The sequence below is a fragment of the Gordonia terrae genome (assembly GCF_051789125.1).
GTDB classification, from domain to species: domain Bacteria; phylum Actinomycetota; class Actinomycetes; order Mycobacteriales; family Mycobacteriaceae; genus Gordonia; species Gordonia terrae_A.
The window spans coordinates 1,904,529-1,929,589 of record NZ_CP196526.1 but is presented as its reverse complement, the minus strand read 5'-3'; the positions used below and the strand labels follow the sequence as shown (position 1 = coordinate 1,929,589).

At 69.3% G+C, this 25,061-nt stretch carries 26 protein-coding genes; 15 read left to right on the top strand and 11 right to left on the bottom strand.

Annotation, left to right across the window (positions count from 1 at the left end):
* Window positions 1-115 precede the first annotated feature (115 nt).
* Complete coding sequence (sigE, locus tag ACSUZC_RS08785; protein ID WP_439032450.1) at window positions 116-727, bottom strand: RNA polymerase sigma factor SigE; 612 nt, start codon at window positions 725-727, stop codon at window positions 116-118.
* Between the two features lie 290 nt (window positions 728-1,017).
* On the opposite strand from sigE, the gene ACSUZC_RS08780 reads away from it, so the two are divergent.
* The gene (locus ACSUZC_RS08780; RefSeq protein WP_439032449.1) at window positions 1,018-1,665 is read left to right on the top strand and encodes an O-methyltransferase; all 648 of its coding nucleotides are present in this window, start codon (window positions 1,018-1,020) and stop codon (window positions 1,663-1,665) included.
* A 1-nt stretch (window position 1,666) separates the two neighbouring features.
* On the opposite strand, the gene ACSUZC_RS08775 is transcribed toward ACSUZC_RS08780, so the two are convergent.
* Genes ACSUZC_RS08775 through rfbD form a run of 3 tightly spaced genes read right to left on the bottom strand, consistent with a single transcriptional unit; the run spans window position 1,667 to window position 4,697 of the window.
* A complete protein-coding gene (locus tag ACSUZC_RS08775) occupies window positions 1,667-2,800 on the bottom strand; it encodes a sugar phosphate nucleotidyltransferase (RefSeq protein ID WP_439032448.1) in 1,134 nt (377 codons plus the stop codon).
* A 45-nt stretch (window positions 2,801-2,845) separates the two neighbouring features.
* Complete coding sequence (locus ACSUZC_RS08770; RefSeq protein ID WP_439032447.1) at window positions 2,846-3,724, bottom strand: glycosyltransferase family 2 protein; 879 nt, start codon at window positions 3,722-3,724, stop codon at window positions 2,846-2,848.
* A 4-nt stretch (window positions 3,725-3,728) separates the two neighbouring features.
* Window positions 3,729-4,697 (bottom strand): dTDP-4-dehydrorhamnose reductase, encoded by a 969-nt coding sequence (gene rfbD, locus ACSUZC_RS08765; RefSeq protein WP_439033046.1) that lies wholly within the window; start codon window positions 4,695-4,697, stop codon window positions 3,729-3,731.
* Window positions 4,698-4,902: 205 nt separating this feature from the next.
* Between rfbD and ACSUZC_RS08760 the strand changes: the two genes are divergently transcribed.
* The 4 genes from ACSUZC_RS08760 to ACSUZC_RS08745 are packed head-to-tail and all read left to right on the top strand — an operon-like array spanning window position 4,903 to window position 8,997.
* A complete protein-coding gene (locus tag ACSUZC_RS08760) occupies window positions 4,903-7,047 on the top strand; it encodes an LCP family glycopolymer transferase (RefSeq protein WP_439032446.1) in 2,145 nt (714 codons plus the stop codon).
* Window positions 7,035-7,748 (top strand): TIGR03089 family protein, encoded by a 714-nt coding sequence (locus tag ACSUZC_RS08755; protein ID WP_439032445.1) that lies wholly within the window; start codon window positions 7,035-7,037, stop codon window positions 7,746-7,748. The genes ACSUZC_RS08760 and ACSUZC_RS08755 overlap by 13 nt, the downstream gene beginning before the upstream one ends.
* A gap of 39 nt (window positions 7,749-7,787) precedes the next feature.
* On the top strand, window positions 7,788-8,162 hold the full coding sequence (locus ACSUZC_RS08750; protein WP_439032444.1) for a nitroreductase family deazaflavin-dependent oxidoreductase: 375 nt from the start codon (window positions 7,788-7,790) through the stop codon (window positions 8,160-8,162).
* A 4-nt stretch (window positions 8,163-8,166) separates the two neighbouring features.
* Window positions 8,167-8,997 carry a dienelactone hydrolase family protein gene (locus tag ACSUZC_RS08745; protein ID WP_439032443.1) on the top strand — a complete coding sequence of 277 codons (831 nt, stop codon included), beginning with the start codon at window positions 8,167-8,169 and terminating at the stop codon, window positions 8,995-8,997.
* Window positions 8,998-9,009: 12 nt separating this feature from the next.
* Here ACSUZC_RS08745 and purE read toward each other — a convergent pair whose 3' ends face one another.
* Both purE and ACSUZC_RS08735 read right to left on the bottom strand, forming a co-directional pair.
* A complete protein-coding gene (purE, locus tag ACSUZC_RS08740; protein ID WP_439032442.1) occupies window positions 9,010-9,522 on the bottom strand; it encodes a 5-(carboxyamino)imidazole ribonucleotide mutase in 513 nt (170 codons plus the stop codon).
* Complete coding sequence (locus ACSUZC_RS08735; RefSeq protein WP_439032441.1) at window positions 9,519-10,820, bottom strand: 5-(carboxyamino)imidazole ribonucleotide synthase; 1,302 nt, start codon at window positions 10,818-10,820, stop codon at window positions 9,519-9,521. Before ACSUZC_RS08735 ends, purE begins: the two co-directional genes overlap by 4 nt.
* Window positions 10,821-10,898: 78 nt before the next feature.
* On the opposite strand from ACSUZC_RS08735, the gene ACSUZC_RS08730 reads away from it, so the two are divergent.
* Window positions 10,899-11,459 (top strand): GtrA family protein, encoded by a 561-nt coding sequence (locus tag ACSUZC_RS08730; RefSeq protein WP_238423020.1) that lies wholly within the window; start codon window positions 10,899-10,901, stop codon window positions 11,457-11,459.
* On the opposite strand, the gene ACSUZC_RS08725 is transcribed toward ACSUZC_RS08730, so the two are convergent.
* The 3 genes from ACSUZC_RS08725 to ACSUZC_RS08715 are packed head-to-tail and all read right to left on the bottom strand — an operon-like array spanning window position 11,431 to window position 14,078.
* Window positions 11,431-12,828, bottom strand: coding sequence for a sensor histidine kinase (locus tag ACSUZC_RS08725; RefSeq protein WP_439032440.1), 1,398 nt, complete (start codon window positions 12,826-12,828; stop codon window positions 11,431-11,433). The two genes, ACSUZC_RS08730 and ACSUZC_RS08725, sit on opposite strands and share 29 nt — an antisense overlap.
* Window positions 12,829-12,834: 6 nt before the next feature.
* Entirely contained in the window at window positions 12,835-13,509 is a 675-nt protein-coding gene (locus ACSUZC_RS08720; protein ID WP_439032439.1) for a response regulator transcription factor, read from the bottom strand.
* Entirely contained in the window at window positions 13,506-14,078 is a 573-nt protein-coding gene (locus tag ACSUZC_RS08715; RefSeq protein WP_439032438.1) for a PH domain-containing protein, read from the bottom strand. Before ACSUZC_RS08715 ends, ACSUZC_RS08720 begins: the two co-directional genes overlap by 4 nt.
* 184 nt (window positions 14,079-14,262) lie before the next feature.
* On the opposite strand from ACSUZC_RS08715, the gene ACSUZC_RS08710 reads away from it, so the two are divergent.
* On the top strand, window positions 14,263-14,886 hold the full coding sequence (locus ACSUZC_RS08710) for a hypothetical protein (protein ID WP_439032437.1): 624 nt from the start codon (window positions 14,263-14,265) through the stop codon (window positions 14,884-14,886).
* Window positions 14,887-14,889: 3 nt separating this feature from the next.
* Here ACSUZC_RS08710 and ACSUZC_RS08705 read toward each other — a convergent pair whose 3' ends face one another.
* Window positions 14,890-15,681 (bottom strand): biotin--[acetyl-CoA-carboxylase] ligase, encoded by a 792-nt coding sequence (locus ACSUZC_RS08705; protein WP_439032436.1) that lies wholly within the window; start codon window positions 15,679-15,681, stop codon window positions 14,890-14,892.
* A gap of 158 nt (window positions 15,682-15,839) precedes the next feature.
* Between ACSUZC_RS08705 and ACSUZC_RS08700 the strand changes: the two genes are divergently transcribed.
* From ACSUZC_RS08700 to ACSUZC_RS08690, 3 genes are read left to right on the top strand one after another with little or no spacing between them, the layout of a single operon-like run.
* A complete protein-coding gene (locus ACSUZC_RS08700; RefSeq protein WP_439032435.1) occupies window positions 15,840-17,468 on the top strand; it encodes an acyl-CoA carboxylase subunit beta in 1,629 nt (542 codons plus the stop codon).
* 41 nt (window positions 17,469-17,509) lie between these two features.
* On the top strand, window positions 17,510-17,728 hold the full coding sequence (locus ACSUZC_RS08695) for an acyl-CoA carboxylase subunit epsilon (protein WP_439033045.1): 219 nt from the start codon (window positions 17,510-17,512) through the stop codon (window positions 17,726-17,728).
* A 2-nt stretch (window positions 17,729-17,730) separates the two neighbouring features.
* Entirely contained in the window at window positions 17,731-18,399 is a 669-nt protein-coding gene (locus ACSUZC_RS08690) for a Maf family protein (RefSeq protein ID WP_439032434.1), read from the top strand.
* Between the two features lie 88 nt (window positions 18,400-18,487).
* Here the strand turns inward: ACSUZC_RS08690 and ACSUZC_RS08685 are convergent, their stop codons facing one another.
* On the bottom strand, window positions 18,488-19,456 hold the full coding sequence (locus tag ACSUZC_RS08685) for a metalloprotease (protein ID WP_439032433.1): 969 nt from the start codon (window positions 19,454-19,456) through the stop codon (window positions 18,488-18,490).
* A gap of 199 nt (window positions 19,457-19,655) precedes the next feature.
* On the opposite strand from ACSUZC_RS08685, the gene ACSUZC_RS08680 reads away from it, so the two are divergent.
* The 5 genes from ACSUZC_RS08680 to ACSUZC_RS08660 all read left to right on the top strand — a co-directional run bounded on the left by ACSUZC_RS08680 (window position 19,656) and on the right by ACSUZC_RS08660 (window position 25,004).
* The gene (locus ACSUZC_RS08680) at window positions 19,656-20,552 is read left to right on the top strand and encodes a sulfurtransferase (protein WP_439032432.1); all 897 of its coding nucleotides are present in this window, start codon (window positions 19,656-19,658) and stop codon (window positions 20,550-20,552) included.
* A 13-nt stretch (window positions 20,553-20,565) separates the two neighbouring features.
* Entirely contained in the window at window positions 20,566-21,003 is a 438-nt protein-coding gene (locus ACSUZC_RS08675; RefSeq protein WP_439032431.1) for a SufE family protein, read from the top strand.
* The gene (locus tag ACSUZC_RS08670; protein WP_439032430.1) at window positions 21,000-22,592 is read left to right on the top strand and encodes a condensation domain-containing protein; all 1,593 of its coding nucleotides are present in this window, start codon (window positions 21,000-21,002) and stop codon (window positions 22,590-22,592) included. Before ACSUZC_RS08675 ends, ACSUZC_RS08670 begins: the two co-directional genes overlap by 4 nt.
* A gap of 208 nt (window positions 22,593-22,800) precedes the next feature.
* Entirely contained in the window at window positions 22,801-24,600 is a 1,800-nt protein-coding gene (locus ACSUZC_RS08665; RefSeq protein ID WP_439032429.1) for an acetyl/propionyl/methylcrotonyl-CoA carboxylase subunit alpha, read from the top strand.
* Window positions 24,601-24,629: 29 nt separating this feature from the next.
* Window positions 24,630-25,004 (top strand): hypothetical protein, encoded by a 375-nt coding sequence (locus tag ACSUZC_RS08660; RefSeq protein ID WP_439032428.1) that lies wholly within the window; start codon window positions 24,630-24,632, stop codon window positions 25,002-25,004.
* Window positions 25,005-25,061: the final 57 nt, after the last annotated feature.

Genomic DNA, 25,061 nt, shown 5'->3' with positions numbered 1-25,061 from the left:
GTTGCCAAGCTTGTGATCTTCCCAGCCTAGCGCTGTCCCAGACTATCCGAGACGCCCAACGAACCCGGGCCGTGCGGGGTTCCCGAGGGCCGGCGGCGGGCCGGACGGGGTCAGGTCAGGCCGACGAGCCGATGGCCACCGAGCGGCTGCTCGTGTGGCCCTGGGCGGCGAGGGCGTCACGGATGCTCTGGCGTCCGCGATGGATACGGCTGCGAACGGTGCCCAGCTTCACGCCGAGGGTCGCCGAGATCTCCTCGTACGACAATCCCTCGATGTCACACAGCACGACAGCGGCACGGAAATCCGGTGCGAGGGAGTCGAGCGCGCGTTGCAGGTCCGGGTCGAGATTGGTGGCGTCGAAGATCTGCTGCGGATCGGGGGTGTCGGCGGGGACGCGGTCGTACTCCTCGGGCAGCGCCTCCATGCGGATCTTGCTGCGGCGACGCACCATGTCCAGGAAGAGATTGGTGGTGATGCGGTGGAGCCACCCCTCGAAGGTGCCGGGGCGGTAGTTCGACAACGACCGGAACACCCGGATGAAGGTCTCCTGGGTGAGGTCCTCGGCGTCGTGCTGGTTCCCCGACAGCCGGTAGGCCAGGCGGTAGACGCGATCGGCATGTTCACGGACGAGGTCGTCCCAGGACGGCATCAACAGTTCGTCGCCGGTGGCGTCGAAACCTGCGGTACCCGCCGGAACAGCCTCGGCGGGATCGGGGGAAACGGTCATGGTCGGTGGTCGGTCCCTCTCTCGTGAACACGCACCCGGTGACCCAGAGCACTCACCGAATTCGAACAGATGACCCCGGTTGGGTATTCCCGATGTGTCAGGGGTCGACACCGATCCACCGAGAACTGTCCCAACCGGAACAGCTCTCACCCTCTCCTATCGGAGTGTGGCCGTCGTATGAGGCGCCTGAGTGTTCCCTGAGGATGCGCGGGCGGCGGCCACCGGTGCGGATTCGCCCAGGTCTGGCGTGCCGTGTACGGATCGGCCCTGGCTCGGACTAACCTCGACGCGTGACCGAGTCAACCCCGCCCGGCAGCCACGACCTGATCGCCTACGCCGAGTCGGCCATCGTCGAGGACGAGGCCGTGATCGCCGCCCGCGCCCGCGCCGAGGAACTCGGCGCGTCGCCGGTGGCGCCCTCGGTCGGCGCCCTGCTGGCGTTGCTCGCCCGAGCCGCCGACGCGCGAGCCGTGGTCGAGATCGGAACCGGCACAGGGGTCAGCGGGCTCTGGCTCCTCAACGGCATGGCCGCCGACGGGATACTGACCACCATCGACCCGGAGCCCGAGCACCATCGGGCGGCGCGCGCGTCGTTCGCCGGCGCCGACATCGCACCCGGCCGGACGCGCCTCATCAACGGCACCCCCGTCGACGTTCTGCCCCGCCTGTCCGATGCGTCCTATGACCTCGTGTTCATCGACGGGCCGCTGCTCGACCTCCCGCGGTTCGTCACCGAGGCCGTGCGCATGCTGCGGCCGGGAGGCGTGGTGGTCGTGCACAACGCGACCGCGGATGGCACCGTCGGCGATCCGGCGCGGACCGAACCGCCGACCGCGGCCGCGCGCGAGGCCGCCCTACTGATCGCCGACGACGAGCAGTTGCTCCCCGTCGTCATCCCGCTGGGTCCGGGCGTCCTCGCGGCGGCCAAGATCCGCTGATCTAGACGTCTGTCGAGAACCGCACGCCGTTGTCGGGGATCTCGATCCCGGGCCAGACACGTGCGCCGCGCAGCAGTTCGCACCGGGCGCCGATGTTCGCGCCGTCACCGATCACGGTGTCGCGCACCAGAGCTCGCGGACCGATACGCGCCCCGAACCCGATGATGGACCGCTCCACGACGGCCCCGGCCTCGATCACGGCGCCGTCGAAGACCACCGCGCCGTCGAGGCGGGCACGGGGGCCGATCTCGGCGCCGCGACCTACCACGGTCCCGCCGATCAGGAGCGCACCCGGTCCGACACCCGCGCCGTCGTGGACGAGCGATTCGCCGCGCCGGTCGCCGAGCGCCGGCGACGGCGCGATCCCGCGGACGAGGTCCGACGAGCCGCGGACGAAGTCCTCGGGGGTTCCCATGTCGCGCCAGTAGGCGTGGTCGACGTGGGCGTGGACATGCTTGCCCTCGACGAGCAACCGCGGGAACACCTCACGTTCGACCGACACGGGCATCCCGGACGGGATCGACTCGATGATCTCGCGCTTGAACACATAGGTGCCGGCGTTGATCTGGTCGGTCGGCGGGTCCTGCGTCTTCTCGAGGAACGCGGTGACCCGGCCGTCGGCGTCGGTCGGTACGCACCCGAACGCACGCGGGTCGCTCACCCGCACCAGATGGATGGTGACGTCGGCGTCGGCCGCACGGTGCGCGCCGATGACGTCACCGACGTCGGTGCCGCCGAGCACATCTCCGTTGAACACCACGATGGTGCCGGCAGTCAGTTGGTCGAGCACGTTGCGGATGCCGCCGCCGGTGCCGAGGGGCTCGTCCTCGGTGACGTAGCGCATGCGGAGTCCGAGTTTCGATCCGTCGCCGTAGTACTCGCTGAACGTCTCGGCCTTGAACGAGGTGCTCAACACGATGTCCCGGATACCCGCGGCCCGGATACGGGAGAGCAGATGGGTGAGGAAGGGCAGCCCCGCGGTGGGCAGCATGGGCTTGGGCGCCGACAACGTCAGCGGACGTAGCCGAGTTCCCTTGCCGCCCACGAGGATGACGGCTTCGACATCCTCGATGACGTTGTCCGATCCCCCGACGATGTCGCTCCCCACCGACTCCCGCACGGTGTAGTCATCCACTAGATCGGTCCCTTTCTCCACGTGATCACCAAGTCACTTCAGCACTCATCGGGCGTTTTCGCTCGCCGACGCGCGGCGTGCGGCTCGGACGGCCAGTCGGGATCGTGCCGCCAGGCCGACACGCAGTGCCAGGCGCAGGGGCGCACGCCAGGGCCCGGGGTTGCGGTCGGCCTGGAAGCGGTAGGCGCTGCGATGGTGGGCGGGAAGCATCTTCTCCGGATGGCGACCGGCGCTGTGCCCCTTGGTGTGCACCACCTCGGCGGTGGGCACGTAGACGTTCTGCCAGCCGGCCTTGCCGAGTCGGTCACCGAGGTCGACGTCTTCCATGTACATGAAGTACCGGGCGTCGAATCCGCCGATGGCCTCGAAGGCCTCGCGCCGGACCAGCAGGCACGACCCGGACAGCCACCCCACCGGGCGTTCCGACGGCGTCTCGTCGTCGGCCCGGTAGGCGGCGGTCCACGGGTTGGACTTCCAGACCGTGCCGAGGATGGCGTGGCCGGTTCCGGAGACGAGGTCGGGCACGCGCCGCGCCGACGGGTAGACCGAACCGTCGGGTTCGCGGATCAGCGGTCCCAGCGAGCCCGCGCGCGGCCAGCGCTGCGCGGCCGCCATCAGCTCGTCGATGGCACCCGGCTTCCACTCGACGTCCGGGTTGGAGATGAGGATGTAGTCGACCTCCGGGTCGACTTCGGCGACGCCGCGGTTCATCGCGCCGCCGTAGCCGATGTTGCCGCCCGTGCGTACGAGCGTCACGGTCTCGTATTCCTTCTCGGCCAGCTCCGGCGCACCGTCCTCCGAACCGTTGTCGGCGATGATCACCTGGGGCATCTCGTCGGTGACCGCGGCGAGGCTTCGCAGGAAGGTCGCGAGGTGGTCACCGGAGAAATAGGTCACCGTCACGACGGCTGGCTGAACTGACACGGGCTCAGGGTAACGAACGGTCGCGGGCGTCCGGCGCGGCGATCGCCGCGTGCAGCGCCTCCCGCCATCCGCGCAGCGGCGTGAGTCCCGCGTCCGCCCACGAACGTCCGGACAACACCGAGTAGGCGGGCCGGGGCGCCGGTCGCGGGAAGTGCGCGGTCGTGGTCGGCTGGACGCGGCCGGGATCTGCACCCACCTCCTCGAAGACGCCCCGGGCGACGTCGAACCAGGTGGCGCTGCCCGCGTTGGTGGCGTGCAGCACCGAGCCCGCGGCGCCCGGCCGCGAACCGGCCGTGTCCACTCCGTTCGCCACCAGTTCCCACAGTCCGTCGGCGAGGTCGGGACAGTAGGTCGGCGAGCCGAGCTGGTCGTCGACGACCGACACCGTGTCCCGCGATTGCTCGAGGCGCCGCATCGTCCCGACAAAGTCGGAACTGTCGGGTCCACCGGTGTAGACCCACGCGGTCCGCACGACGGTGGTGCCGGGGTCGGCGGCGAGGGCGGCGCGCTCACCGTCGAGTTTCGTGGCGCCGTAGACCGTGGCCGGACGGTCGCGCACGTCGTCGGGCTCGTACCCGGCGGATCCGGCGTCTGCCGATGACGCGCCGGGCGTCCCGGGGAAGACGTAGTCGGTCGAGATGTGGATGAGCCAGGCGCCCGCGCCCGCGGTCTGCTCGGCCAGGACCGCCGGCCCGGTGACGTTGACCCGGCGGGCCCCCTCGACGTCGGATTCCGCCCCGTCGACGTCGGTGTAGGCGGCGCAGTTGAGGACGACATCGTTCTCGGCGAGGTCACCGAGGGCGGCGGCCACCGACGTCGGGTCGGTGATGTCGATGTCGGCGGAGGTGAGCGGTCGCACCACGACGGAGTCGGGAACGTGGGCCGACCCGGCCTGCAGGGCGGTGCCGAGTTGTCCTCCCGCTCCGACGATGTACACGGTCGGGGTGCTGGGTGTGACGCGCATGGGCACCATCGTGCCGCACGCCGCGGGGCTCGGCGTGACGACGGCTACTCGACTCCCCGGCGTTGCGTTCTCGAATTCCCGGATCACTTCAGTAGCCTGACGACTGCACACCAACTGACCCGTCTTTCACATCAGCACCGACATCCCCGGGCGTCACCGCAGGTGACGCCGATCGGCGGCCCGATGTCCGAACCGCGAAAGGGACCGTTCACCAGTGGATTCACCATCCGACGGCCGTCGCGGACGCCCACAACCGCGGCGCGCGGCACCGTCGGGACCCGACGATCGCCAGCCCGCGCCCGATGCGCGACGCGGTGCCGATCCGCGCATACGGCGCGACCCCGGCGGGCGCCGGGACCCGGGTCCACGCCGCGAAACCGGCGGGGGCGAGCTCGGCTCGCCACCCCCGCGGCGTCGTGTCCCGCGTCCGTCGGAGAACCCCGACGACGGACAGGCCCGCGGTCGTCGTCAGCCGCCACCGGAACGTCCGCACGCGCAGGATGGATCGCCGCGTCCGCGCAGGCGACCCGCCGAGCCGGGGCGCAGCGACCCGCCCCGGACACCCGGCCGGCGTGCCCCCGGCACCCGCCGGGCGGCCCCCGAGGCGGTCGAGCCCGCACCCTCCCGACGATCGCGGCCGGGCGAGCCGCGCCCCACCCGACGTTCCTCCGGTGAGATCCACACGCGACGGGTTCCCGCCGGTGAACCGGCGGCGGAGACCGCGAAGCCGCGCCCCCGCACATCGGGCCCGACAACCGACAAGTCGGCCCAGCCCCCGCGCAGGTCCGCCGGGAGTCGACCCAAGGCCGACCGCCCGAACCGCAAAGGTGTGGCGGCGGCCCCGACCGCACCGGCCGCACCCGAGGCGAGTTCCGCTCCGGCCACGCCCACGACGCCGCCCGGCGCCGGACGGGGTCGCCTGGGGGGCTGGTCCGCGGGCTCGGGCTGGGGCCGGGCGATCGTCGCGGTGGCATCGGTGGCCGTGCTGCTGTGCACCGGTTACGCGTGGAACACGATGTCGGATCTGCAGACCCGCATCACGCAGCTCGGCGGTCTCGACCTCGGCGGCGACGCACAGGACGGCGCCGTCGACATCCTGTTGGTCGGCACCGATTCACGGACCGACGCGAAGGGCAATCCGCTGTCGCCGGAGGAACTCAAACTGCTCCGTTCCGGCGATGAGGTCGCCACCAACACCGACACGATCCTGCTCATCCGCATCCCGGACGACGGCTCGTCGGCGACCGCGATCTCCATCCCCCGCGACTCCTACGTCGATGTCCCGGGCATCGGGATGAGCAAGATCAACGCCGCATACGGAACCACCCGAGAGGGGGTCCGGGCGCGGGCTGTCGGCGACGGGAAGTCAGAGGAGCAGGCCGAGTCCGAGGGCACCCTCGCCGGCCGGAAAGCCCTGGTGGACACCGTCGCCAACCTCACCGGCGTGCAGGTCGACCACTACGCGGAGGTCGGCCTCCTCGGTTTCGTGCTGCTGACCAACGCGGCCGGCGGCATCGATGTCTGTCTCAACGATGCGGTCCGCGACCCCTACAGCGGCGCGCGGTTCAAGGCGGGCCGCCAGACGCTCAACGGCCCGAAGGCGCTGAGCTTCGTACGCCAGCGGCACGGTCTACCCCGCGGCGACCTGGACCGCATCACCCGACAGCAGGCGTTCATGGCGTCACTGACCCAGAAGATCCTCTCCGCGGGCACGCTCACCGACCCGGGCAAGCTGAGCGAACTCCAGGACGCGGTCTCCCGGTCGGTGGTCATCGACGACGACTGGGACATCATCCGTTTCGCCGAGCAGCTCAAGGATCTCAGCGGCGGCCGGGTGAAGTTCGCGACCATCCCGATCGTCACCGAGCAGGGCTGGAGCGAAGACGGTCAGCAGAGCGTCGTGCAGGTGGATCCCCGTGAGGTGCAGAACTTCACGAGCGATCTCCTGGCACCCAAGCAGGCCCAGGGTGTGCAGCGTGGCGATTACAAGGTCGACGTCGTGAACGCCGGAACCATCGACGGCCTGGCCTCGAACGTGGCGAACATCCTGACGAACAAGGGTTTTCAGGTCGGCGCCACGTCGAGCGGCAAGGCCGACACCAAGGACTCCATCGTGTACGCGAAGGAGACCGGCGATGCCGCGCGCCTTCTCGCGAAGGACCTCGGCGGCGCCGAGGTCGTGGCCGACCCCGCACTCGGCGACGACCAGCTGAAGGTGGTGCTCACCAACACCTATGCGGGGCCCGGCTCGATCAGCGACACCGGCGACCAGACCGACAACACCCCGGCGAGCGAACGCGTCGGCAACAAACGCCCGCCGATCAACGCGGGCACCAAGGGGCCGATGTGCGTCAACTGAACACCGTCACCGATGCGATCTTCGACGCGGTCGCCGATCACACCCGTCCGCTGCTGACCTTCTACGACGACGCGACCGGTGAGCGCACCGAACTCTCCGGCGCCACGCTCGGAAACTGGGCGGCCAAGACCGCGAACTACCTCGTCGACGAGATCGGCGTCGTCGAGGGTGACATCGTCGCGGTCGACCTGCCCGCACACTGGCAGACCGCAGGCATCCTGCTGGGCGCGCTCTGGGCAGGCGCCGACGTGCACGTCGACACCGACGACGACACCCCGCTGATCTTGTTCACCAGCCGTGATCGCCTCGACGATCACCCGGACGCGGACGAGGTCGTCGTGGCCTCACTGGATGCCTTCGCCTTGCCGCTGCGCGACCTGCCACCCGGAGTCGGGGACTACGGCAGTGTCGTCCGCGTGCACGGCGACCAGTTCATCTCGCGCCGGCCGACGTCGGCAGCGCTCGAGGGAGACCCCACCGCCGCCGTACTCGATGCTGCCCGCGCGACCGCGGAGCGCGACGGAATCGGACCGGGCGCCCGTGTGGTGTCGACCCGACCGTGGCACACCGCCGATCGGGTGGTCGATCACCTCCTCGCGCCGTTCGTCGTGGGCGGCAGCCTCGTTCAGATCGCGGCCGCGTCACCTGAGCGGGTGTCCGCGCTCGCCGAGGTGGAGAAGGCCACGCTGATCCTGCCCTGATGCCCGGCGAGGTCGTCGCCGATCGGGCAGAGTGGTGGCATGCGAATCCCCCGCGCGGTCGCCCGGTTCAACAAGGTCGTCACCAACCCGATCCAGCGCCTGTGGGCACCCCGCCTGGCGCCGTACGCGATCGTCGAGCACGTCGGACGCAAGTCGGGCACGCTGTACCGGATCCCGGTACTCGCCTGGGTCGACGGCGACCGGCTGACGATCATCCTCACCTACGGTCGCGACACCGACTGGGTCCGAAACGTGCAGGCGGCCGGTGACTTCGGTCTGATCCGCAAGAACCGGCACTATCGCGTCACCGGGCCCCGGGTGGTGCCGTCGGACTCCCCCGACCTCGCCTCCGGCGCCCGAATCCCGGGGCGGTTCTTCGAGTCCGCGCTCCTCGGCACCCTCACCAGGGCCTGAACCGATGGCCGACGATCCCCTCGAGGACTTCGACGCCGAAGACGTCACCCTGTGCGGCGACACCCGCCGGGTCTACCGCCTGGGCACGGGACCCGCGGTCATCGTCATCGCCGAGATGCCCGGCATCAGCCCCAAGGTCGCCGACGTCGCCCGCCGTATCGCGGCCACCGGCGCGACCGCGGTCATGCCGTCCCTGTTCGGTGTCGACGGTCGCGACCCACGGCCGGACAACCTCGGCGCGGTGGCCTCGGCGACCCACATGCTGAGCACGATCACCAAGGCCTGCATCAGCCGCGAGTTCACCATCCTCGCGACGGGCAAGACGTCTCCGGTCGCGTCGTGGCTACGTGCGCTCGCGGCCCGTGAACACGACCGGTGCGGCGGACCGGGGGTCGGCGCGGTCGGGATGTGTTTCACCGGCGGGTTCGCGCTGGCGATGGCGACCGACGAGCGGATGCTCGCCCCGGTGTTGTCCCAGCCGTCTCTCCCATTCGCGGTGCTGCCCGGACGGGCGCGCGCGATCGACGTGAGCGGTCCCGATCTCGCGCTGGTCCAGGCGCGCTGCGCCCGTGGGCTCGAGGTGATGGGGTTGCGTTTCGCCGGCGACCGGCTCGTCCCGGGTTCCCGATTCGCCTACCTCCGCGAGGTTCTCGGCGACGCATTCATCGGTATCGAGATCCCCGACGAGTCCGGGAACCCGGATTCGATGCTGCCACAACCGCATTCGGTTCTGACCGAGGATCTGATCGACGAACCGGGACAGCCGACCCGGGACGCCTACGACCGGGTGCTGCAGTTCTTCGCCGACAAACTCGACCTGCGCCCGCCGGACTGACCCACGAGAGGCCTACTCGCCCAACAGCTCCTGTTGCAGCGCGGTGTCCTTGTCGAGGACCATCTGCTCGAGACTCTTCTGGAACTCGACCATGCGCTCCCGCAGGGTGGCATCCGACGATGCCAGGATCCGCACCGCGAGCAGACCCGCGTTGCGGGCCCCGCCGACCGAGACGGTGGCGACCGGCACACCGGCGGGCATCTGCACGATCGAGAGCAGCGAGTCGAGACCGTCGAGGTGCCGCAGCGGTACCGGCACACCGATGACCGGCAGCGGTGTCGCCGAGGCGACCATGCCCGGAAGATGCGCGGCCCCACCGGCTCCCGCGATGATCACCTCGATGCCGTGGCCGGCGGCGCCTGCGGCGTAGTCGAGCATGCGCTGCGGCGTGCGGTGGGCCGACACCACTCCCACCTGGAACGGCACGTCGAATTCGGCGAGCGCCTCCGCCGCGGCCTTCATCGTCGGCCAGTCCGAGTCGCTGCCCATGATCAAACCCACACGCGGGCCGTGCATCTCACTCATGAATGTTCATCCCATCCGTCGGTCCACGTCGCCTGCGACATCCACTGGGCCGCGCGCTCGGCGCGTTCGCGCACCGACTCGAGCGAATCCCCGTCGCGCCCGACGATGTTCACGTGTCCGATCTTGCGATCGGGCCGTTCGCCCTTGCCGTACAGGTGCACCTTCGCCTCCGGCATCCGTGCCATGAGGTGATGCAACCGTTCGTCCATCGACATCTCGGGCGCCTGCGCCGCACCGAGGATGTTGGCCATCACCGTGAGCGGGGCGCTGGCGGCGGTGCTGCCCAGCGGATAGTCCAGAACCGCGCGCAGGTGTTGTTCGAACTGCGAGGTCACCGCACCGTCCATGGTCCAGTGCCCGCTGTTGTGCGGGCGCATCGCGAGTTCGTTGACGACGAGTTCGCCGTCGAGGGTCTCGAACAGCTCCATGGCCATCACCCCGACCACCCCCAGCTCGTCGGCCAGACGCAACGCCATCTGCTGTGCCTGCTGGGCGACCTCGGCATCCAGTCCGGGCGCGGGCGCCAGGACGACGGCGCACTGCCCGTTGCGCTGGATGGTCTCGACCACCGGCCACGCCCCACCCTGACCGAACGGCGACCGCGCGATCATCGCCGAGAGCTCGCGGCGCATCGGCACCTTCTGTTCGGCGAGCAGTGCGGGCGCGTCGTCGGGGTAGGCGTCGAAGACCGCGAGTGCGTCGTCGGCGCCGTCGACCAGCCACACCCCGCGACCGTCGTATCCGCCGCGGACGGCCTTGATGACGACGTCCCAGGCGTTGGCCTCGCCGAACTCGACGAGACGCGACCGCGCTGCGGCGCGATCTCCCGACAGGTCGGCGAAGTCGGGCACGGGGAGCCCCAACCCGGCCAGGCGCTGCCGCATCGCGAGCTTGTCCTGGGCGAAGTGCAGCGCCTTCGACGGCGGAAGGACGGAGACACCCTCGGCCTCGAGCGTCTGCAGGTGATGCAGGGGCACGCCCTCGTGATCGAAGGTCACCGCGACCGAACCGGCCGCGGCGCGGCGCAAGTCGTCGAGGTCGTCGTGCGAACCGAGCACCGCGTCGGCACTGACCTGTGCGGCGGGGTCCGACTCGGAGGAGGCCAGGACCCGCAGGCACTGGCCGAGGGCGATGGATGCCTGGTGGGTCATCCGTGCGAGCTGGCCGCCACCGATCATGGTGACCGTCGGCATGCCCGACGACCGGCTGCCCGCGCGTCCCGTCTCGGGCACCGGCGGCACCTGTGACGTCGGCGACACGGCGCCGCCGACCTGCTCGCGTGGATTCACGCGCACCATCGTGGCACGTGCCCCGAGTCATTCGCACGTCCCGCCCGGGAAGCGACTTCGTCGAGGGGTTTCGTACACTCGGATCTTGTGCCATTGATCGACGAGATGATCGCCCGCCTCCCCGCGCCGGTCCGTCGGCTCGTCATGCGGCACCACGAACTCATCAAATTCGCGATGGTCGGCGGCACCACCTTCGTGTTCGACCTCGCGATCTTCTACAGCCTGAGCCTCACGGTCCTCGAGCCGAAGCCGGTGATCGCCAAAATCATCTCCGGCGTCCTGGCCACCATCCTGAGCTACATCCTCAACCGTGAGTGGGCCTTCAAGAACCGCGGCGGACGCGAACGCCATCACGAGGCGATGCTGTTCTTCGGGATCAGTGGGATCGGGGTCATACTCCAGGCCGCCCCGCTGTTCGTCGCGAACAACGTCTTCGACATGCGCTCGAACCTGACCGTCTCCGAGGTCGTGATCATCGACTTCGTGCTCGGCTTCATCATCGGCAACCTGCTGCAGATGGCGTTTCGGTTCTGGGCTTTACGCAAGTTCGCGTTTCCCGAGGAGCAGTTGCGCGGCGGCGACGCCGGTTCGACCGACCTCCATCCGTCGCTCCTCGAACTCAACGATGAGGAACTCGGCCACGCGTGACGTCGGCACCGCCCGATTCGCCGCTGTCGTCGGCGATCTCCTCGACGAGTTCGCTGTCGCCCCAGTCGCTGCCCAGCAGGGTACGACCGTCGACGAGTCGGGCGGGCACGACGATCGCGAAGACCGGCGGGCGGCGGACGGTGAGTTCGAGCCGGCCGCCGTCGGACTCGATCAACGCCCGTGCCAGTGACAGACCGACGCCGCTGCGACCGGCGTCGGGACGCCGTCCGGCCGAGAACCCGCGACGGAAGATGTGCGCCGCGATCTCGTCGGCGACGCCCTCGCCTTCGTCGGCGACCGTGACCCGCACGAGGTCGCCGGCGGGCAGCGTGCCCACGTGGATGCGGCAGGTCCCGCGACCGTGCTGGAGGGCGTTGTCGACCAGCACGCTGACCGCTTCGCGCAGCCGCCCCGGCTTCGACGTGAGCGCGTGCGGTGCGCCGTCGAAGGTGACGACCAGCTCGCGGCCACGCGCCTCGAACGCATGACGGAAGTCGCCGACCAGCGTGGTGAGCATGTCGGTCACGTCGATGAACTCGGGTGCCGGCTCGTCGGCGCGTGAGGCGGCGACGAGCTCGTCGAGTTCGGTCGACAGACGCTCGACCTGATCGAGTGCGGCTTCGGCCTCGGCGACGACCGCCGGATCGTCGTGCAGGGTCAACTCCTCGAGCCGCAGATGAATGGCGGTGAGGCGGCTCCGGAGCTGATGCGATGCGTCGCCGGCCACCTCGCGCTCCCGTTCGAGGCGCAGCGCGAGTTCGGTGTTCGCGTCCGCGAGCGCCCGCGAGACCCGGTCGAGTTCGGCGATGCCGTACATCTTCCACTTGGTGCGGAAGTCGCCGCGGCCCATGGTCGCGGCCCGGTCGGCGAGGTCGGTCAGAGGATCGACGATGCGGCCCGCGGTGACCGCGGCCACCAGCGTCCCGCCGAGGATGGAGGCAACGACGATCGTGGCGACGATCGACGCTGCGGTGAACTGGTCGTTGCGCACCTCGTCGCTCGGGATGGCGAGCGTCAGCGACCCCGCGGCGCCCAGCGCGATCGACTCCGAGAACTGCGGTCCCCCGATCTCGGCGCCGACGACCGTGCGCTGTTGCGTGCCGCTGGGGTCGGGGTAGGAGACGGTGAGGCGGCCGCTGGGCGGTAGCAGCAATTCGAACGCCTCCCGATCGAGGGCATCCGGAGGCAGACGACCGTCGGCGCCTTCCTGACGGATCAGTTGATCGGCGATCACCTTGAGCCGGGTGTCGAGATCCTGCTGGGCGTTGTCGGCCACCCACCACCAGGCGACGACGCTGAGCGGGATGCCGAGCAGTCCACCGACGGCCAGCAGGACGGCGGTCATTGTGGTCAACAGGCGACGGCGCATCGCGGCCTACGGATCGAATCGGAAGCCGACACCCCGCACGGTGACGATGTGCCGGGGCCGATCATGGCGGTCGTCGCCGATCTTGCGGCGCAGCCACGAGATGTGCATGTCGAGGGTCTTCGACGACCTCAGATCCGCCGATCCCCAGACCTCGGTCAGGATCTCCTCCCGGGAGACGACCTCGCCGGCGCGCTCCATGAGGAAGCGCAGGAGGTCGAACTCCCGGTTCGCCAGGGTGATGTCCGTGCCGTCGACCAGGACCCGACGTGCCCGCGCGTCCAGGCGCAGCGAGCCGCCTTCGAGCACGACGTCGCCGGGCTGGCGGCGGCGCAGCAGCGCGCGCACGCGGGCCAGCAACTCGGCCAGCCGGAAGGGCTTTCCGACGTAATCGTCGGCTCCGGCGTCGAGCCCCACGACGAAGTCCACCTCGTCGGTACGGGCCGTGAGCATCAGGACCGCGAGTGCCGGACGCTGGGCGCGGACCCGGCGGCACACCTCCAAGCCGTCGAGGACCGGGAGGCCGAGATCGAGAATGAGTAGCTCGTACCTGCTGTCCAGTGCCCTCTCGAGCGCGTCGGCGCCGGTGGTGACCACCTCACAGCCGTACCCCTCGCGTGACAGGGCGCGCGCCAGCGGCTCGGCGATCGCGGCGTCGTCCTCGGCGAGCAGGACCGTGGTCATCGGCCCTCGCGGTGGTCGGAGTGAGCGCCCAGGTGGCCGTCGTCGTCCCCGTAGACGTCGTCGTGGATGTCGAGTACCTCGTGATAGAGCAACGCGTGCACCTTCTCCACCTGTGGGATGTCGTCGAACGACAGCGGCTCGTCGGAGGCGGACTCGATCACGAGGGTCCCGGTCCGCAGCATCCGGTCGATGGGACCGTGCCGGAACTCGACGGTGTTGATCCGGCGGATCGGGATGTCGATGCCCGAGCGCGTGAGGATGCCGTTGCGGAACATGACCCGGCGGTCGGTGAGTACGAAATGCGTTGTCTTCCAAGCCATCAACGGCCGGAGGAAGTACCAGCAGAAGCCGATGGCCCACACCACGCCGACCGCGACGAGCAGGACGGTCCGCGGAGTGGCATCGAGCGAGGACGACGAGATGACCCCGGCGAGCACCCCCGCGGCGGCGGTGACGATGCCGAACAGCAGGAACGGCCCGAGCAGGCACTTCCAGTGGGGATGGCGATGGAGCACGACACGTTCGCCCTGTGCCAGATTCTCCCGCGGGTAGGCCATGCGGCCCAGCATAATCTGCGGCGGCCGCACCCGGGCCGACCCGCGTGAACGCGCCGCACCGAGACCCTCGGATCGCGTCGCGTCCTGAGTAGACTGCCAACCACAGGACCGACCGCCGTCCTTGCGAGTGAGCACGCCAGGGCCCCACATCAGATCCGACCAGCAGATCCGCTGACCGGTCGGCGAGGAGAACGCCATGAGCTACCAGGATCCCCGCGACCCGCGGACCGCACGATACGAGTCCGGTTACACCCCCGAGTCACGCGCCTACAGCAGTCAGAACGACCCCTACGCCAGAGATCCCTACGCGGCGGATCCGTACGCCGGTCAGCCCGGTTACGGGCAGCCCGGATACGACCAGGGCGGATACGACCAGGCCCGGCCGGTGAAGCCACGCCGGGGCCCCGACATCAACCCCGTCACCTTCGCCGGCGGCGTGGTGATGACCGGTGTGGTCACCGGCCTCGCCGCGTGGCTCGTGGCCTGGATCATCTCCGCATTCGTCGAGAAGGTGAACGAGTCGGGCAAGCTCGGCGTCTGGAATCCGGTCGCCGCCAGCGAGCTCTGGTTCGGGGTCGTCGGCTTCCTCTGCGCCCTCGCCGCCGGTGCCCTCTGGTACGTCCTGCATCTGGTCACGCCGTCGCCCGACCAGTTCTACCGATGGATCGTCGCGTTGCTGCTCGTCGCCGCCGTGTTGATCCCGATCCTCACCTACAACCAGATCTCGGTGGGCATCGAGACGGCGATCGTGCACCTGGTGATCGGCCTCCCGTCACTGACGATCATCCCGGCCATGGCCGGCAAGAGCCTGCAGCGCTAGGGGTCACTCCGGCCGCAGATGGGTGACATCCCCCGCCGCGGCCACCACCTGCTGGCCATCGGCGTCGACGACGATCCGGCCGGAGGAGTCGACACCGGTCGCGACGCCGACGACCTCGCGATCGCCGGGCAGCACCAACCGCACGCGACGACCGATGGTGTCGCTGCTGTCGCGATACCGTGCCGCCAGCCCGTCCAGGTCGTGCGGCCACAGGTCGAGCAGGTCCGACAACGCCTGCAGATACGACACCGCGAGTTCGGTCAGCGGCACCTCGCCGCCGGAGGAGAGGTGCAGTGAGGTGGCGGTCGGGACCGGCAACTGATCCTCGGCCATCGTGGTGTTGACTCCGGTGCCGATCACCGCGACGCCTCCCGGCCCGGTGGGACCATGTTCGGTGCGGGTGTATTCCGACAGGATGCCGGCCACCTTCTTACCGTCGACGAGGACGTCGTTGGGCCATTTGAGGGTCGGGTGCAGTCCGATCGCCTCGTCGACGCCCCGCACCGCGGCGAGTCCGGCCAGCAGTGACAGCCACCCGAGATCTTCGGTGTGCTCCCCGACGTCGATCGCCGCCGACATCGCGAGCTGGGTGCCCGCAGGCGCCGTCCACGTCCTCGCATGACGCCCGCGTCCTGCGGTCTGGTCGGTGGTGATGCGTACGACTCCGCCGACGGGTTCGGTGGCGGCACGCGACACGAGATCGGCGTTGGTCGAGCCGGTCGTCTCGACCACCTCGATCCGGTGCCACCGGGTGTCGGCGAGTCGGGTGCGGAGCAGATCGGCGTCGAGGCTCATGGACAACGAACCTACTGTCCGTTGCGGTGGAACGGTCGAGGACCGCATGTTTCGACGAGGTGCGGCGACTCCACCGACCGATCGCTCGGAAACCTGAGGGATATCTCACGTTGATCCGGTTGACGTGGCTCACACCCGGGTAGTTAGCATCGTCAGTCATGACCACTGCTTCGCGCGACGACGCCGCCGCCCCCGACATCCACACCACGGCGGGAAAGCTCGCCGATCTGCGTAATCGTCTCGAGGAGACGAAGCACCCGGTGGGTGAGGCCGCCGTCGAGAAGACGCACGCGAAGGGCAAGCTGACCGCCCGTGAGCGGATCACGCACCTCCTCGACGAGGGCTCGTTCGTCGAACTCGACGCCCTCGCCCGTCATCGCAGCACCAACTTCGGTCTCGCCGAACGCCGCCCGCTCGGCGACGGCGTCGTCTCGGGTTACGGCACGATCGACGGTCGCGAGGTCTGCGTCTTCTCGCAGGATTCCACCGTCTTCGGCGGCAGCCTCGGCGAGGTCTACGGCGAGAAGATCGTCAAGGTCATGGATCTCGCGATCAAGACCGGCCGACCGCTGATCGGCATCAACGACGGTGCCGGCGCCCGTATCCAGGAGGGCGTGGTCTCGCTCGGTCTGTACGGCGAGATCTTCCACCGCAACGTGCGAGCTTCCGGCGTCGTCCCGCAGATCTCGCTGATCATGGGCGCCGCGGCCGGTGGTCACGTGTACTCCCCCGCGCTCACCGACTTCGTGGTCATGGTCGACCAGACCAGCCAGATGTTCATCACCGGCCCCGACGTCATCAAGACCGTCACCGGCGAAGAGGTCACGATGGAGGAACTCGGCGGTGCGCACACGCACATGTCGAAGTCCGGCACCGCCCACTACGTCGCCTCCGACGAAGAGGACGCGCTCGAGTACGTCAAGGAGCTGCTGAGCTACCTGCCGAGCAACAACCGCGCCGACGCCCCGCGTCTGCCGGTCGCGCAACCGGCCGCCGGCTCCATCGAGGACACCCTCACCGAAGAGGACCTCGAGCTGGACACGCTCATCCCGGATTCGCCGAACCAGCCGTACGACATGCACGAAGTCATCCGCCGCATCCTCGACGACGACGAGTTCCTCGAGGTCCAGGCCGAATACGCGACCAACATCATCATCGGCTACGGACGCGTCGACGGCCGCAGCGTCGGGATCGTCGCCAACCAGCCCACCCAGTTCGCCGGCTGCCTCGACATCGACGCCTCGGAGAAGGCCGCGCGGTTCGTCCGCACCTGCGACGCCTTCAACATCCCGATCGTCACCCTCGTGGACGTGCCGGGCTTCCTGCCCGGCACCGACCAGGAGTACCGCGGCATCATCCGCCGCGGCGCCAAGCTGCTCTACGCCTACGGTGAGGCGACGGTCGGCAAGATCACCGTCATCACCCGCAAGGCCTACGGCGGCGCCTACGACGTCATGGGTTCCAAGCACATGGGTGCCGATGTGAACCTGGCGTGGCCGACCGCCCAGATCGCGGTCATGGGCGCCTCGGGTGCGGTCGGGTTCGTCTACCGCAGCCAGCTCAAGGATGCCGCCGCCAAGGGCGAGGACGTCGACGCGCTGCGTCTGCAGCTGCAGGAGGAGTACGAGGACACCCTCGTCAACCCGTACGTGGCCGCCGCACGCGGTTACGTGGACGCGGTCATCCCGCCGAGCCACACCCGCGGACAGATCGCCACCGCGCTCAAGCTGCTCGAGCGCAAGATGGTCAACCTGCCGCCGAAGAAGCACGGGAACATCCCGCTGTGACGGCACCCACCGACACCGAGAGCACCGGAGGCGAGAGCGCAGTGAGCGAAGAATCCACCACCGCGGAGCGTCCGTTCCTCAGGGTCGTCAACGGTAACCCCACCGACGAGGACATCGCCGTGCTGGTGAGCGTCCTCGCCGGCGCGGGTTCGGGCGGCGGCGCCGCAGAGCCCGAGACCCGCGACGACTGGGGTCATCCCCTCGACCGGCTGCGCCCGCAGTGGGGCGGCCCGGGAAGCTACACCAACCTGCGCTACTGACGGTGGCGACCACTCCCGTGATCGGGCCGGACCCGTCCGGCCCGATCTTCGTTCTCGGATCCGCCTCCCCCGCGCGTCTGCGGATCCTGCGCGCCGCCGGCGTCGAGCCCGTCGTGCGGGTCTCGGACGTGGACGAGGACGCGCTCCTGGCGGGGCTGCCGGCCTCGACCTCACCGGAGGTCGTCGTGGCCGAGCTGGCCCGGGCCAAGGCCGAAGCGGTCGCCGCGCTGCCCGAGATCGCCGACGCGGTCACGGATGGTCGTGCCGTGGTCGTCATCGGCTGCGACTCGATGCTCCACCTCGACGACCGCCTCCTCGGCAAACCGCACACCCCCGAACGGGCCGTCGCCCAGTGGACACAGATGCGGGGCCGCAGCGCCCGGCTGCTGACCGGCCACCATCTGATCCGGCTCGACCGACCCGCCACTGCCTGCGGGACCAGTTCCACCACGATCCATTTCGTCGACGCCGACGACGACGTGGTCGCGCGCTACGTGGCCAGCGGTGAGCCGCTCCAGGTTGCGGGCGCGTTCACCCTGGACGGCCTCGGCGGCTGGCTGGTCGAACGCATCGAGGGCGATCCGTCCTCGGTCATCGGCATCGGCCTGCCGCTGGTCCGCACCCTGCTGCAGGAGGTCGGACTCTCGGTGGCCGATTTCTGGGCTCACTGACCGGCGATCCCCGCTCCCTGATCCGAATGACCTACCCAACTGCCGGTCCCCTGAGGTGCGGGGAGCGCAAGCGACGAGCCACGTAGGGTCACTCCACCTCGAAGAACTCCGGCCAGTACCGCTCGATGCAGTCCACGGGTTGTCCCTGCCGGTTGAACTGCGGTCCGGTGAGGCCGACGGTGAGCGCGGTGGCCCGTTCGCGTATCGATCCGTGCCCCATGGCGCCGCCGGTGTCCCCGATGATCGGGAGCAGACTCGCGACCTGCAGTATCTCCTTGGCCCCGAGCGCGTCGCGCTGGTAGGCCGTGGCTCCCCAGTTGGCGGCGAGGCAGTCGGCGATCAGCTCGCTGTTCTTGCCCTCGGGGAGTCGGCTGTCGGGGATGTCGAACTGTTCGGCCATCCGGAACACGACGTTGTGACCGTACTCGTGGGCGACGACGATCGCGGCGGTGAAGTCCCCGACGATCGGCGACGGTACGCCGAAGACGTTGCCGTCCCAGATGGCGGCGAAGGTGTCCACCGGTAGGACTACGCTGCCCTCGGTCGGGGTACCCGCTCCGTTCGGCTCGGTGTCCACGCCGCAGAAGAACGCGTTGGCCTCGTCGGACGGAATCGGAACCGGATCGGAGTCCCCCTCGCCCACAGTGCATTCGGTGGAGAACGATGTCCCGGACTCGATCAGCACGCGGCCCGGGGCGGGGTCGGACCAGCCGAGTTCGTCGAACCACCCACCCCAGGTCCGGTCGAGGTCGTCGAGCAGCGTGGTGAGGTAGGCGGGGACCGCGGTGTCGACGTTTGTCGAGTCCACTCCACTCGTCATCAGCTCTGTCGTCGGCGTCGGAAGTTCCGGGCAGTCGTCGGGCCGGCATCGCGACGGGTCCGCGTCGTCGCGCGCCGCGGTGGTGGTCGCACTCGAGGTGGCCGAGGGCGACGGCCGCTGTGCGGGGCCCTGCTGTTCGCCGGGGATGAGCGAACACCCGCTCGCGAACGCGAGGGTGGCCGCGGCGGCGAGGGAGACCGCCCAGCGCATCGTGCGGAGGCCACGTCGATCGATCATTCGGGGAATCTAGCAGGTGAACACCCCTGTCACCTGCGGTTTGTCGTCTGACTGAAGCACATCGACGGCCCCGCGGCGCTCCGTCGACGATCGGCACCCACGAGGACTCGGCGGTGATGCCCTACCCTTTATCAGCGGGGCCGGTGACGGTCCGAGTGAGACAGACGAGAGACGTCCGAACAGCGAGCTGGAGAGCACCGTGAGCGTTGAGACCGACCCGAATCCGGCTTTCGCCGAATACGCGCACCCCGAACGGCTGGTGACCACGCAGTGGCTGTCGGCGCATCTGGGCGCCAAGGGACTCAAGATCATCGAATCCGATGAGGACGTTCTGCTCTACGACATCGGCCACATCCCGACTGCCCAGAAGATCGACTGGCACCTGCATCTCAACGATCCGGTCACGCGCGACTACATCAACGGCGAGCAGTTCGCAGAGCTGATGCGCAGCAAGGGAATCGAGCGCGACGACACGGTCGTGATCTACGGCGACAAGAGCAACTGGTGGGCCGCCTACGCCCTGTGGGTGTTCACGCTGTTCGGTCACGAGGACGTCCGTCTCCTCGACGGCGGCCGGGACGCCTGGATGGCCGAGGATCGGGACACGTCGTTCGACGTCCCGGATTACCCGCGGTCGGACTACCCGGTCGTCGAGCGCGACGACAGCAAGATCCGCGCGTTCGCACCCGAGGTCCTCGAGGCCCTCGGTACCGAACCACTCGTCGACGTCCGTTCGCCGCAGGAGTACACCGGCGAACGCACGCATATGCCCGATTACCCGGAGGAAGGCGCACTGCGGGGCGGTCACATCCCCACCGCGATCTCCATCCCCTGGGCCAAATCCGCTGCGCCCGACGGTCGTTTCCGCAGCCGCGCGGAACTCGACGAGATCTATGCGGGTCTCGACCCTAAGACCCCCACCATCGCGTACTGCCGTATCGGCGAGCGGTCGAGCCACACCTGGTTCGTCTTGACCCACCTGCTGGGCCACGGCAGCGTGCGCAACTACGACGGTTCGTGGACCGAGTGGGGCAATGCGGTGCGCGTGCCGATCGCCGTCGGCGACGAGCCGGGCGACGCGCCCGGCGCCAAGTGAGCCCGCACGCACGATGAGCCTGCCTCCAGCCCTGGCCGAGATCGTCGACGACTTCGGCGCACTGGGCGACTCCGACAAGATCACGCTCCTGCTCGAGTTCGCCGGCGAATTGCCCGACCTGCCCGCGCATCTCGAGCAGGATGCGATGGAACCGGTACCCGAGTGCCAGTCCCCGGTCTTCCTGTCCGTCGACGCGGCCGACCGGTCGTCGGTGCGCCTGTACTTCAGCGCGCCGCGTGAGGCTCCGACGACCCGTGGGTTCGCCGCGATCCTGCACCAGGGCCTCGACACCGCGTCCGCGCAGGAGATCCTCGACGTCCCGTCGGACTTCTACTACGACCTCGGGCTCGGCAGTGCCGTGAGCCCGCTCCGCCTGCGTGGCATGGCGGGGATGCTCGGCCGCATCAAGGCGCAGGTTCGTGCGCAGACGTCCGACGCCTCGGGAGCATGAAGTTCATCCAGATCCGCGACGAACCCATCGCCCCGGGCGGCCTGGTCGAGTGGACTCCGTATGTGGCCGGGGGGCTGGGCAATTGGGACCTCGACCCGCGGCTGACCTCCCACAATCACGAACAGCACCTGAGGTCGGCGTTCGACTACCGGGTCCGCACCCGGCGTGAGGGCGGGCGCGAGTCGTGGCTCGGCCTGAGCATCGAGTTCGACGAGCCGCTGTCGATCCCGGCGATCCGCTCGGTCCTGACCCAGTGGATCGACCGTCACGAGGTGCTCCGCAGTCACGTCGTCATCAAGGGCACGGGTCTGCAGCGGCTGACTACCGCGCCGGGCACCGTGGGGTTGAAGATGGGCCGGATCGGGTGGTTTGCCGAGTCCGGGCCGCTCGTCGAACAGGTGGCCGGTTCCTTCGACCGTGCGACCGCGCCGCTGCACTGGCCGGCGTACCGGTTCGCGACGGTCGGGCGGGAACGGTCCTTCACGCTGCTGTTCGCAGCCGATCACTCACTCGTGGACGGTTATTCGCTGATCATGGCGCAGCAGGAACTCGTCTCGATGTACCGCGCGGCGCGGGAACATCGCAGCGCGAACCTGCCCGAGGTGGGCAGCTACGTCGATTTCAGTGCCGAGGAGAGGCGTCAGGCGGATCAGACCGGTGGCGATCACCCGGCGGTTCGCGTGTGGTCGGACTTCCTCCGCGCCGGGCGGGGCGACATGCCCGGTCTGCTCGCGCCGGATTCCGCCGACGACGACCCGTCCATGCCGGCTCCTGAGCGCACGGCCCCGGCCACCGACGAGGCCCCTGCGGCTCCCGTCCCCCACGACCCCCAGCAATCACTGTGGGGCGTCATCGCCGACGACGAGACGGCGAACCGGTTCACCGCGGTGTGTTCGGAGGCGGGCGGAACGCTCACCGCGGGTGTGCTCGCCGCGTTCGCCGTCGTCCATCACCGGATGACCGGCGATCCGGAGTTCCGGTGTGTGCTGCCACGTCACACGCGCAACGACGCGCGCTGGCTGACCTCGCTCGGCTGGTTCGTCGGCACCGCACCGTTCTGTCTCGACATGTCCGACTCCCCCACCTTCGACCAGGCGGTGGCACGGTCGACGACCGTGCTCAAGCGTGGCCGCCAGGGTTCGGCGCTCCCGTTCCTGCGCGTGGCCGAACTCATCGGACACCAGGGCGGGCCCAGGTTCGTGATCTCGTTCATCGACACGCGCTATGCACCGGGTGCCGGTGCGGCCGATGCAGGCCGGGCGAAGGTCATCCGCAGCCACAGCTACTCGCCGCACGAGGTCTACATCTGGATCAACCGGACACCGTCGGGTCTGCGCTACTCGGCACGCTTCCCGCGCGAGTCCCCCGCTCGCGATCTGGGGGTCGCCTCGTCGGCCACCGACGTCCCACCGACGGAGGTGGAGACCACTCAACATGAGGGAATCGTCACATTTGGTGGGGCGCCGATCCATGCCGAGGACGGGTGGGACATCGACCCGCAGGTCGGTCCCGTGCATGCCTACCTGCACGATTTCGCCGAACTCGTTCGCAGCCTCGGTGATGCGAGCACATTCTCGGCGACGATGTGACCCACGGCGCCACCGAACGATTGCTCGGTGGGCTAGGGTATTGCCCGGAAGGTTGCGACGCACGCCCCCGGCGGTGTCGCACAGCGCCCGAACCGTCCGCATCCCGGCCGACGAAGGCGTTCCCCTGACTTGACCGTTGTCCGACAATCGTGTGCGCGCGCCACCCGCGTCGTGAGCACCTGAGTACGAGTAAGGCCCAGGAGAACAAGTGCCCAGTACCTCTGCGAACACACCGTCCGCAATCAGCAAGGTCCTCATCGCCAACCGCGGTGAAATCGCCGTCCGCGTGATCCGTGCCGCCCGGGATGCGGGCCTCACGAGCGTCGCCGTCTACGCCGAGCCCGACGCGAACGCACAGTTCGTGAAGCTCGCCGATGAGGCCTTCGCCCTCGGCGGACAGACCTCGGCGGAGTCGTACCTGGTGTTCGACAAGATCCTCGACGCGGCCAAGAAGTCCGGCGCCGACGCGATCCACCCGGGTTACGGCTTCCTCTCCGAGAACGGCGACTTCGCGCAGGCGGTCATCGACGCCGGCCTGATCTGGATCGGGCCGTCACCGCAGTCGATCCGCGACCTGGGCGACAAGGTCACCGCGCGCCACATCGCACTCAAGGCCGACGCACCGATGGCTCCCGGCACCAAGGACCCGGTCAAGGACGCCGACGAGGTCGTCGCATTCGCGAAGGAACACGGCGTCCCGGTCGCCATCAAGGCGGCATTCGGCGGTGGCGGTCGCGGCATGAAGGTCGCGTACACCATCGAAGAGATCCCGCACCTGTTCGAGTCGGCCACCCGCGAGGCCGTGGCGGCCTTCGGCCGCGGCGAGTGCTTCGTGGAGCGCTACCTCGACAAGGCACGTCACGTCGAAGCCCAGGTCATCGCCGACCAGCACGGCAACGTGATCGTCGCCGGCACCCGCGACTGCTCGTTGCAGCGTCGATTCCAGAAGCTCGTCGAGGAGGCCCCGGCGCCGTTCCTGACCGAGGAGCAGCGCACCAAGATCCACGAGTCCGCCAAGGCGATCTGCCGCGAGGCCGGGTACTACGGCGCCGGCACTGTCGAGTTCCTCGTCGGCAGCGACGGCCTGGTCTCCTTCCTCGAGGTCAACACCCGCCTGCAGGTGGAGCACCCGGTCACCGAGGAGACCGCGGGCATCGACCTCGTGCGCCAGCAGTTCCGCATCGCCAACGGCGAGAAGCTGGAGATCTCCGAGGATCCCACCCCGCGCGGTCACTCGTTCGAGTTCCGCATCAACGGTGAGGACGCCGGCCGCAACTTCCTGCCCGCTCCGGGGCCGATCTCGGTGTACAAGGAGCCGACCGGTCCGGGCGTCCGGGTCGACTCCGGCGTCGTCGAGGGCGATGTCATCGGCGGCCAGTTCGACTCGATGCTGGCCAAGCTGATCGTCACCGGCGAGACCCGTGAGCAGGCCCTCGAGCGGTCGCGTCGCGCGCTCGCGGAGTTCCAGGTCGAGGGTCTGGCGACGGTCCTGCCGTTCCACCGCCACATCGTCTCGAACCCGGCCTTCATCGGGGACGGCGAGAAGTTCGACATCTACACCAAGTGGATCGAGACCGACTGGGACAACCCGATCGAGCCGTACACCGCCGGCGAGGCCATCGAAGAGGACGACGCGGCACCGCGTCAGAACGTCGTCGTCGAGGTGGGCGGCCGGCGTGTCGAGGTGTCGCTGCCCGGCGACCTCGCCCTCGGTGGCGGCGGGTCGGCCAACGGTGTCGTCCGCAAGAAGCCGAAGGCACGTTCGCGCAAGAAGGGCGGTGGCGCAGCCGCTTCCGGTGACGCCGTGGCCGCACCGATGCAGGGCACCGTCGTGAAGGTCGCCGTGGAGGAAGGCCAGGAAGTCGCCGCAGGCGATCTGGTCGTCGTCCTCGAGGCGATGAAGATGGAGAACCCGGTCACCGCCCACAAGGACGGCGTGGTCACCGGACTCACCATCGAGGCCGGCGCGGCCGTCACCCAGGGCACGGTGCTGCTCGAGCTGAAGTGAGCCCCCTGATCGCGGGGTAGCGAGCTCCTGTGCAACCAGTCGAGATCAACGCCGGGACGTGGTATCTGCGTGCGCTTCGTGCGGACGAGCGGATCACCGACGTCCCGGCGTTGTCTCGTCTCGAGGTCACCGACCCGGCGGGGTATGTCGACGCGGGCGAGGCCGGTTGGGAGAGCGAGACCCGCTTCGTCTGGGCGATCTGCATCCCGACAACGGGCGAGCTCGTCGCGGTGATCGGCGTGACACCGGCGGAGTCGAGAGACGACGCCCGACTCTGGGGGCGGGCTCGCGACGGCTACGACGAGGCACTCGAGGCGGCCGTCGGTCCGGTGACCCGGTTCACCGAAGGCGCGCTGGGACTGGTTGTCGGCCATCCGATCTCGCCGGGCGTCGATGAACACTAGATGAACAGATCGGGCTGCCCCGGCAAAGCGCCAAGATGAAACGGGCATTCCCGACAT

Coding starts and splice junctions, on each gene's coding strand:
- sigE (WP_439032450.1), bottom strand. CDS start 727: ATGACCGTTTCCCCCGATCCCGCCGAGGCTGTTCCGGCGGGTACCGCA.
- rfbD (WP_439033046.1), bottom strand. CDS start 4,697: ATGGTGCCCATGCGCGTCACACCCAGCACCCCGACCGTGTACATCGTC.
- ACSUZC_RS08750 (WP_439032444.1), top strand. CDS start 7,788: ATGCGAATCCCCCGCGCGGTCGCCCGGTTCAACAAGGTCGTCACCAAC.
- ACSUZC_RS08745 (WP_439032443.1), top strand. CDS start 8,167: ATGGCCGACGATCCCCTCGAGGACTTCGACGCCGAAGACGTCACCCTG.
- purE (WP_439032442.1), bottom strand. CDS start 9,522: ATGAGTGAGATGCACGGCCCGCGTGTGGGTTTGATCATGGGCAGCGAC.
- ACSUZC_RS08735 (WP_439032441.1), bottom strand. CDS start 10,820: ATGGTGCGCGTGAATCCACGCGAGCAGGTCGGCGGCGCCGTGTCGCCG.
- ACSUZC_RS08725 (WP_439032440.1), bottom strand. CDS start 12,828: ATGCGCCGTCGCCTGTTGACCACAATGACCGCCGTCCTGCTGGCCGTC.
- ACSUZC_RS08720 (WP_439032439.1), bottom strand. CDS start 13,509: ATGACCACGGTCCTGCTCGCCGAGGACGACGCCGCGATCGCCGAGCCG.
- ACSUZC_RS08715 (WP_439032438.1), bottom strand. CDS start 14,078: ATGCTGGGCCGCATGGCCTACCCGCGGGAGAATCTGGCACAGGGCGAA.
- ACSUZC_RS08710 (WP_439032437.1), top strand. CDS start 14,263: ATGAGCTACCAGGATCCCCGCGACCCGCGGACCGCACGATACGAGTCC.
- ACSUZC_RS08705 (WP_439032436.1), bottom strand. CDS start 15,681: ATGAGCCTCGACGCCGATCTGCTCCGCACCCGACTCGCCGACACCCGG.
- ACSUZC_RS08700 (WP_439032435.1), top strand. CDS start 15,840: ATGACCACTGCTTCGCGCGACGACGCCGCCGCCCCCGACATCCACACC.
- ACSUZC_RS08685 (WP_439032433.1), bottom strand. CDS start 19,456: ATGATCGATCGACGTGGCCTCCGCACGATGCGCTGGGCGGTCTCCCTC.
- ACSUZC_RS08675 (WP_439032431.1), top strand. CDS start 20,566: ATGAGCCTGCCTCCAGCCCTGGCCGAGATCGTCGACGACTTCGGCGCA.
- ACSUZC_RS08670 (WP_439032430.1), top strand. CDS start 21,000: ATGAAGTTCATCCAGATCCGCGACGAACCCATCGCCCCGGGCGGCCTG.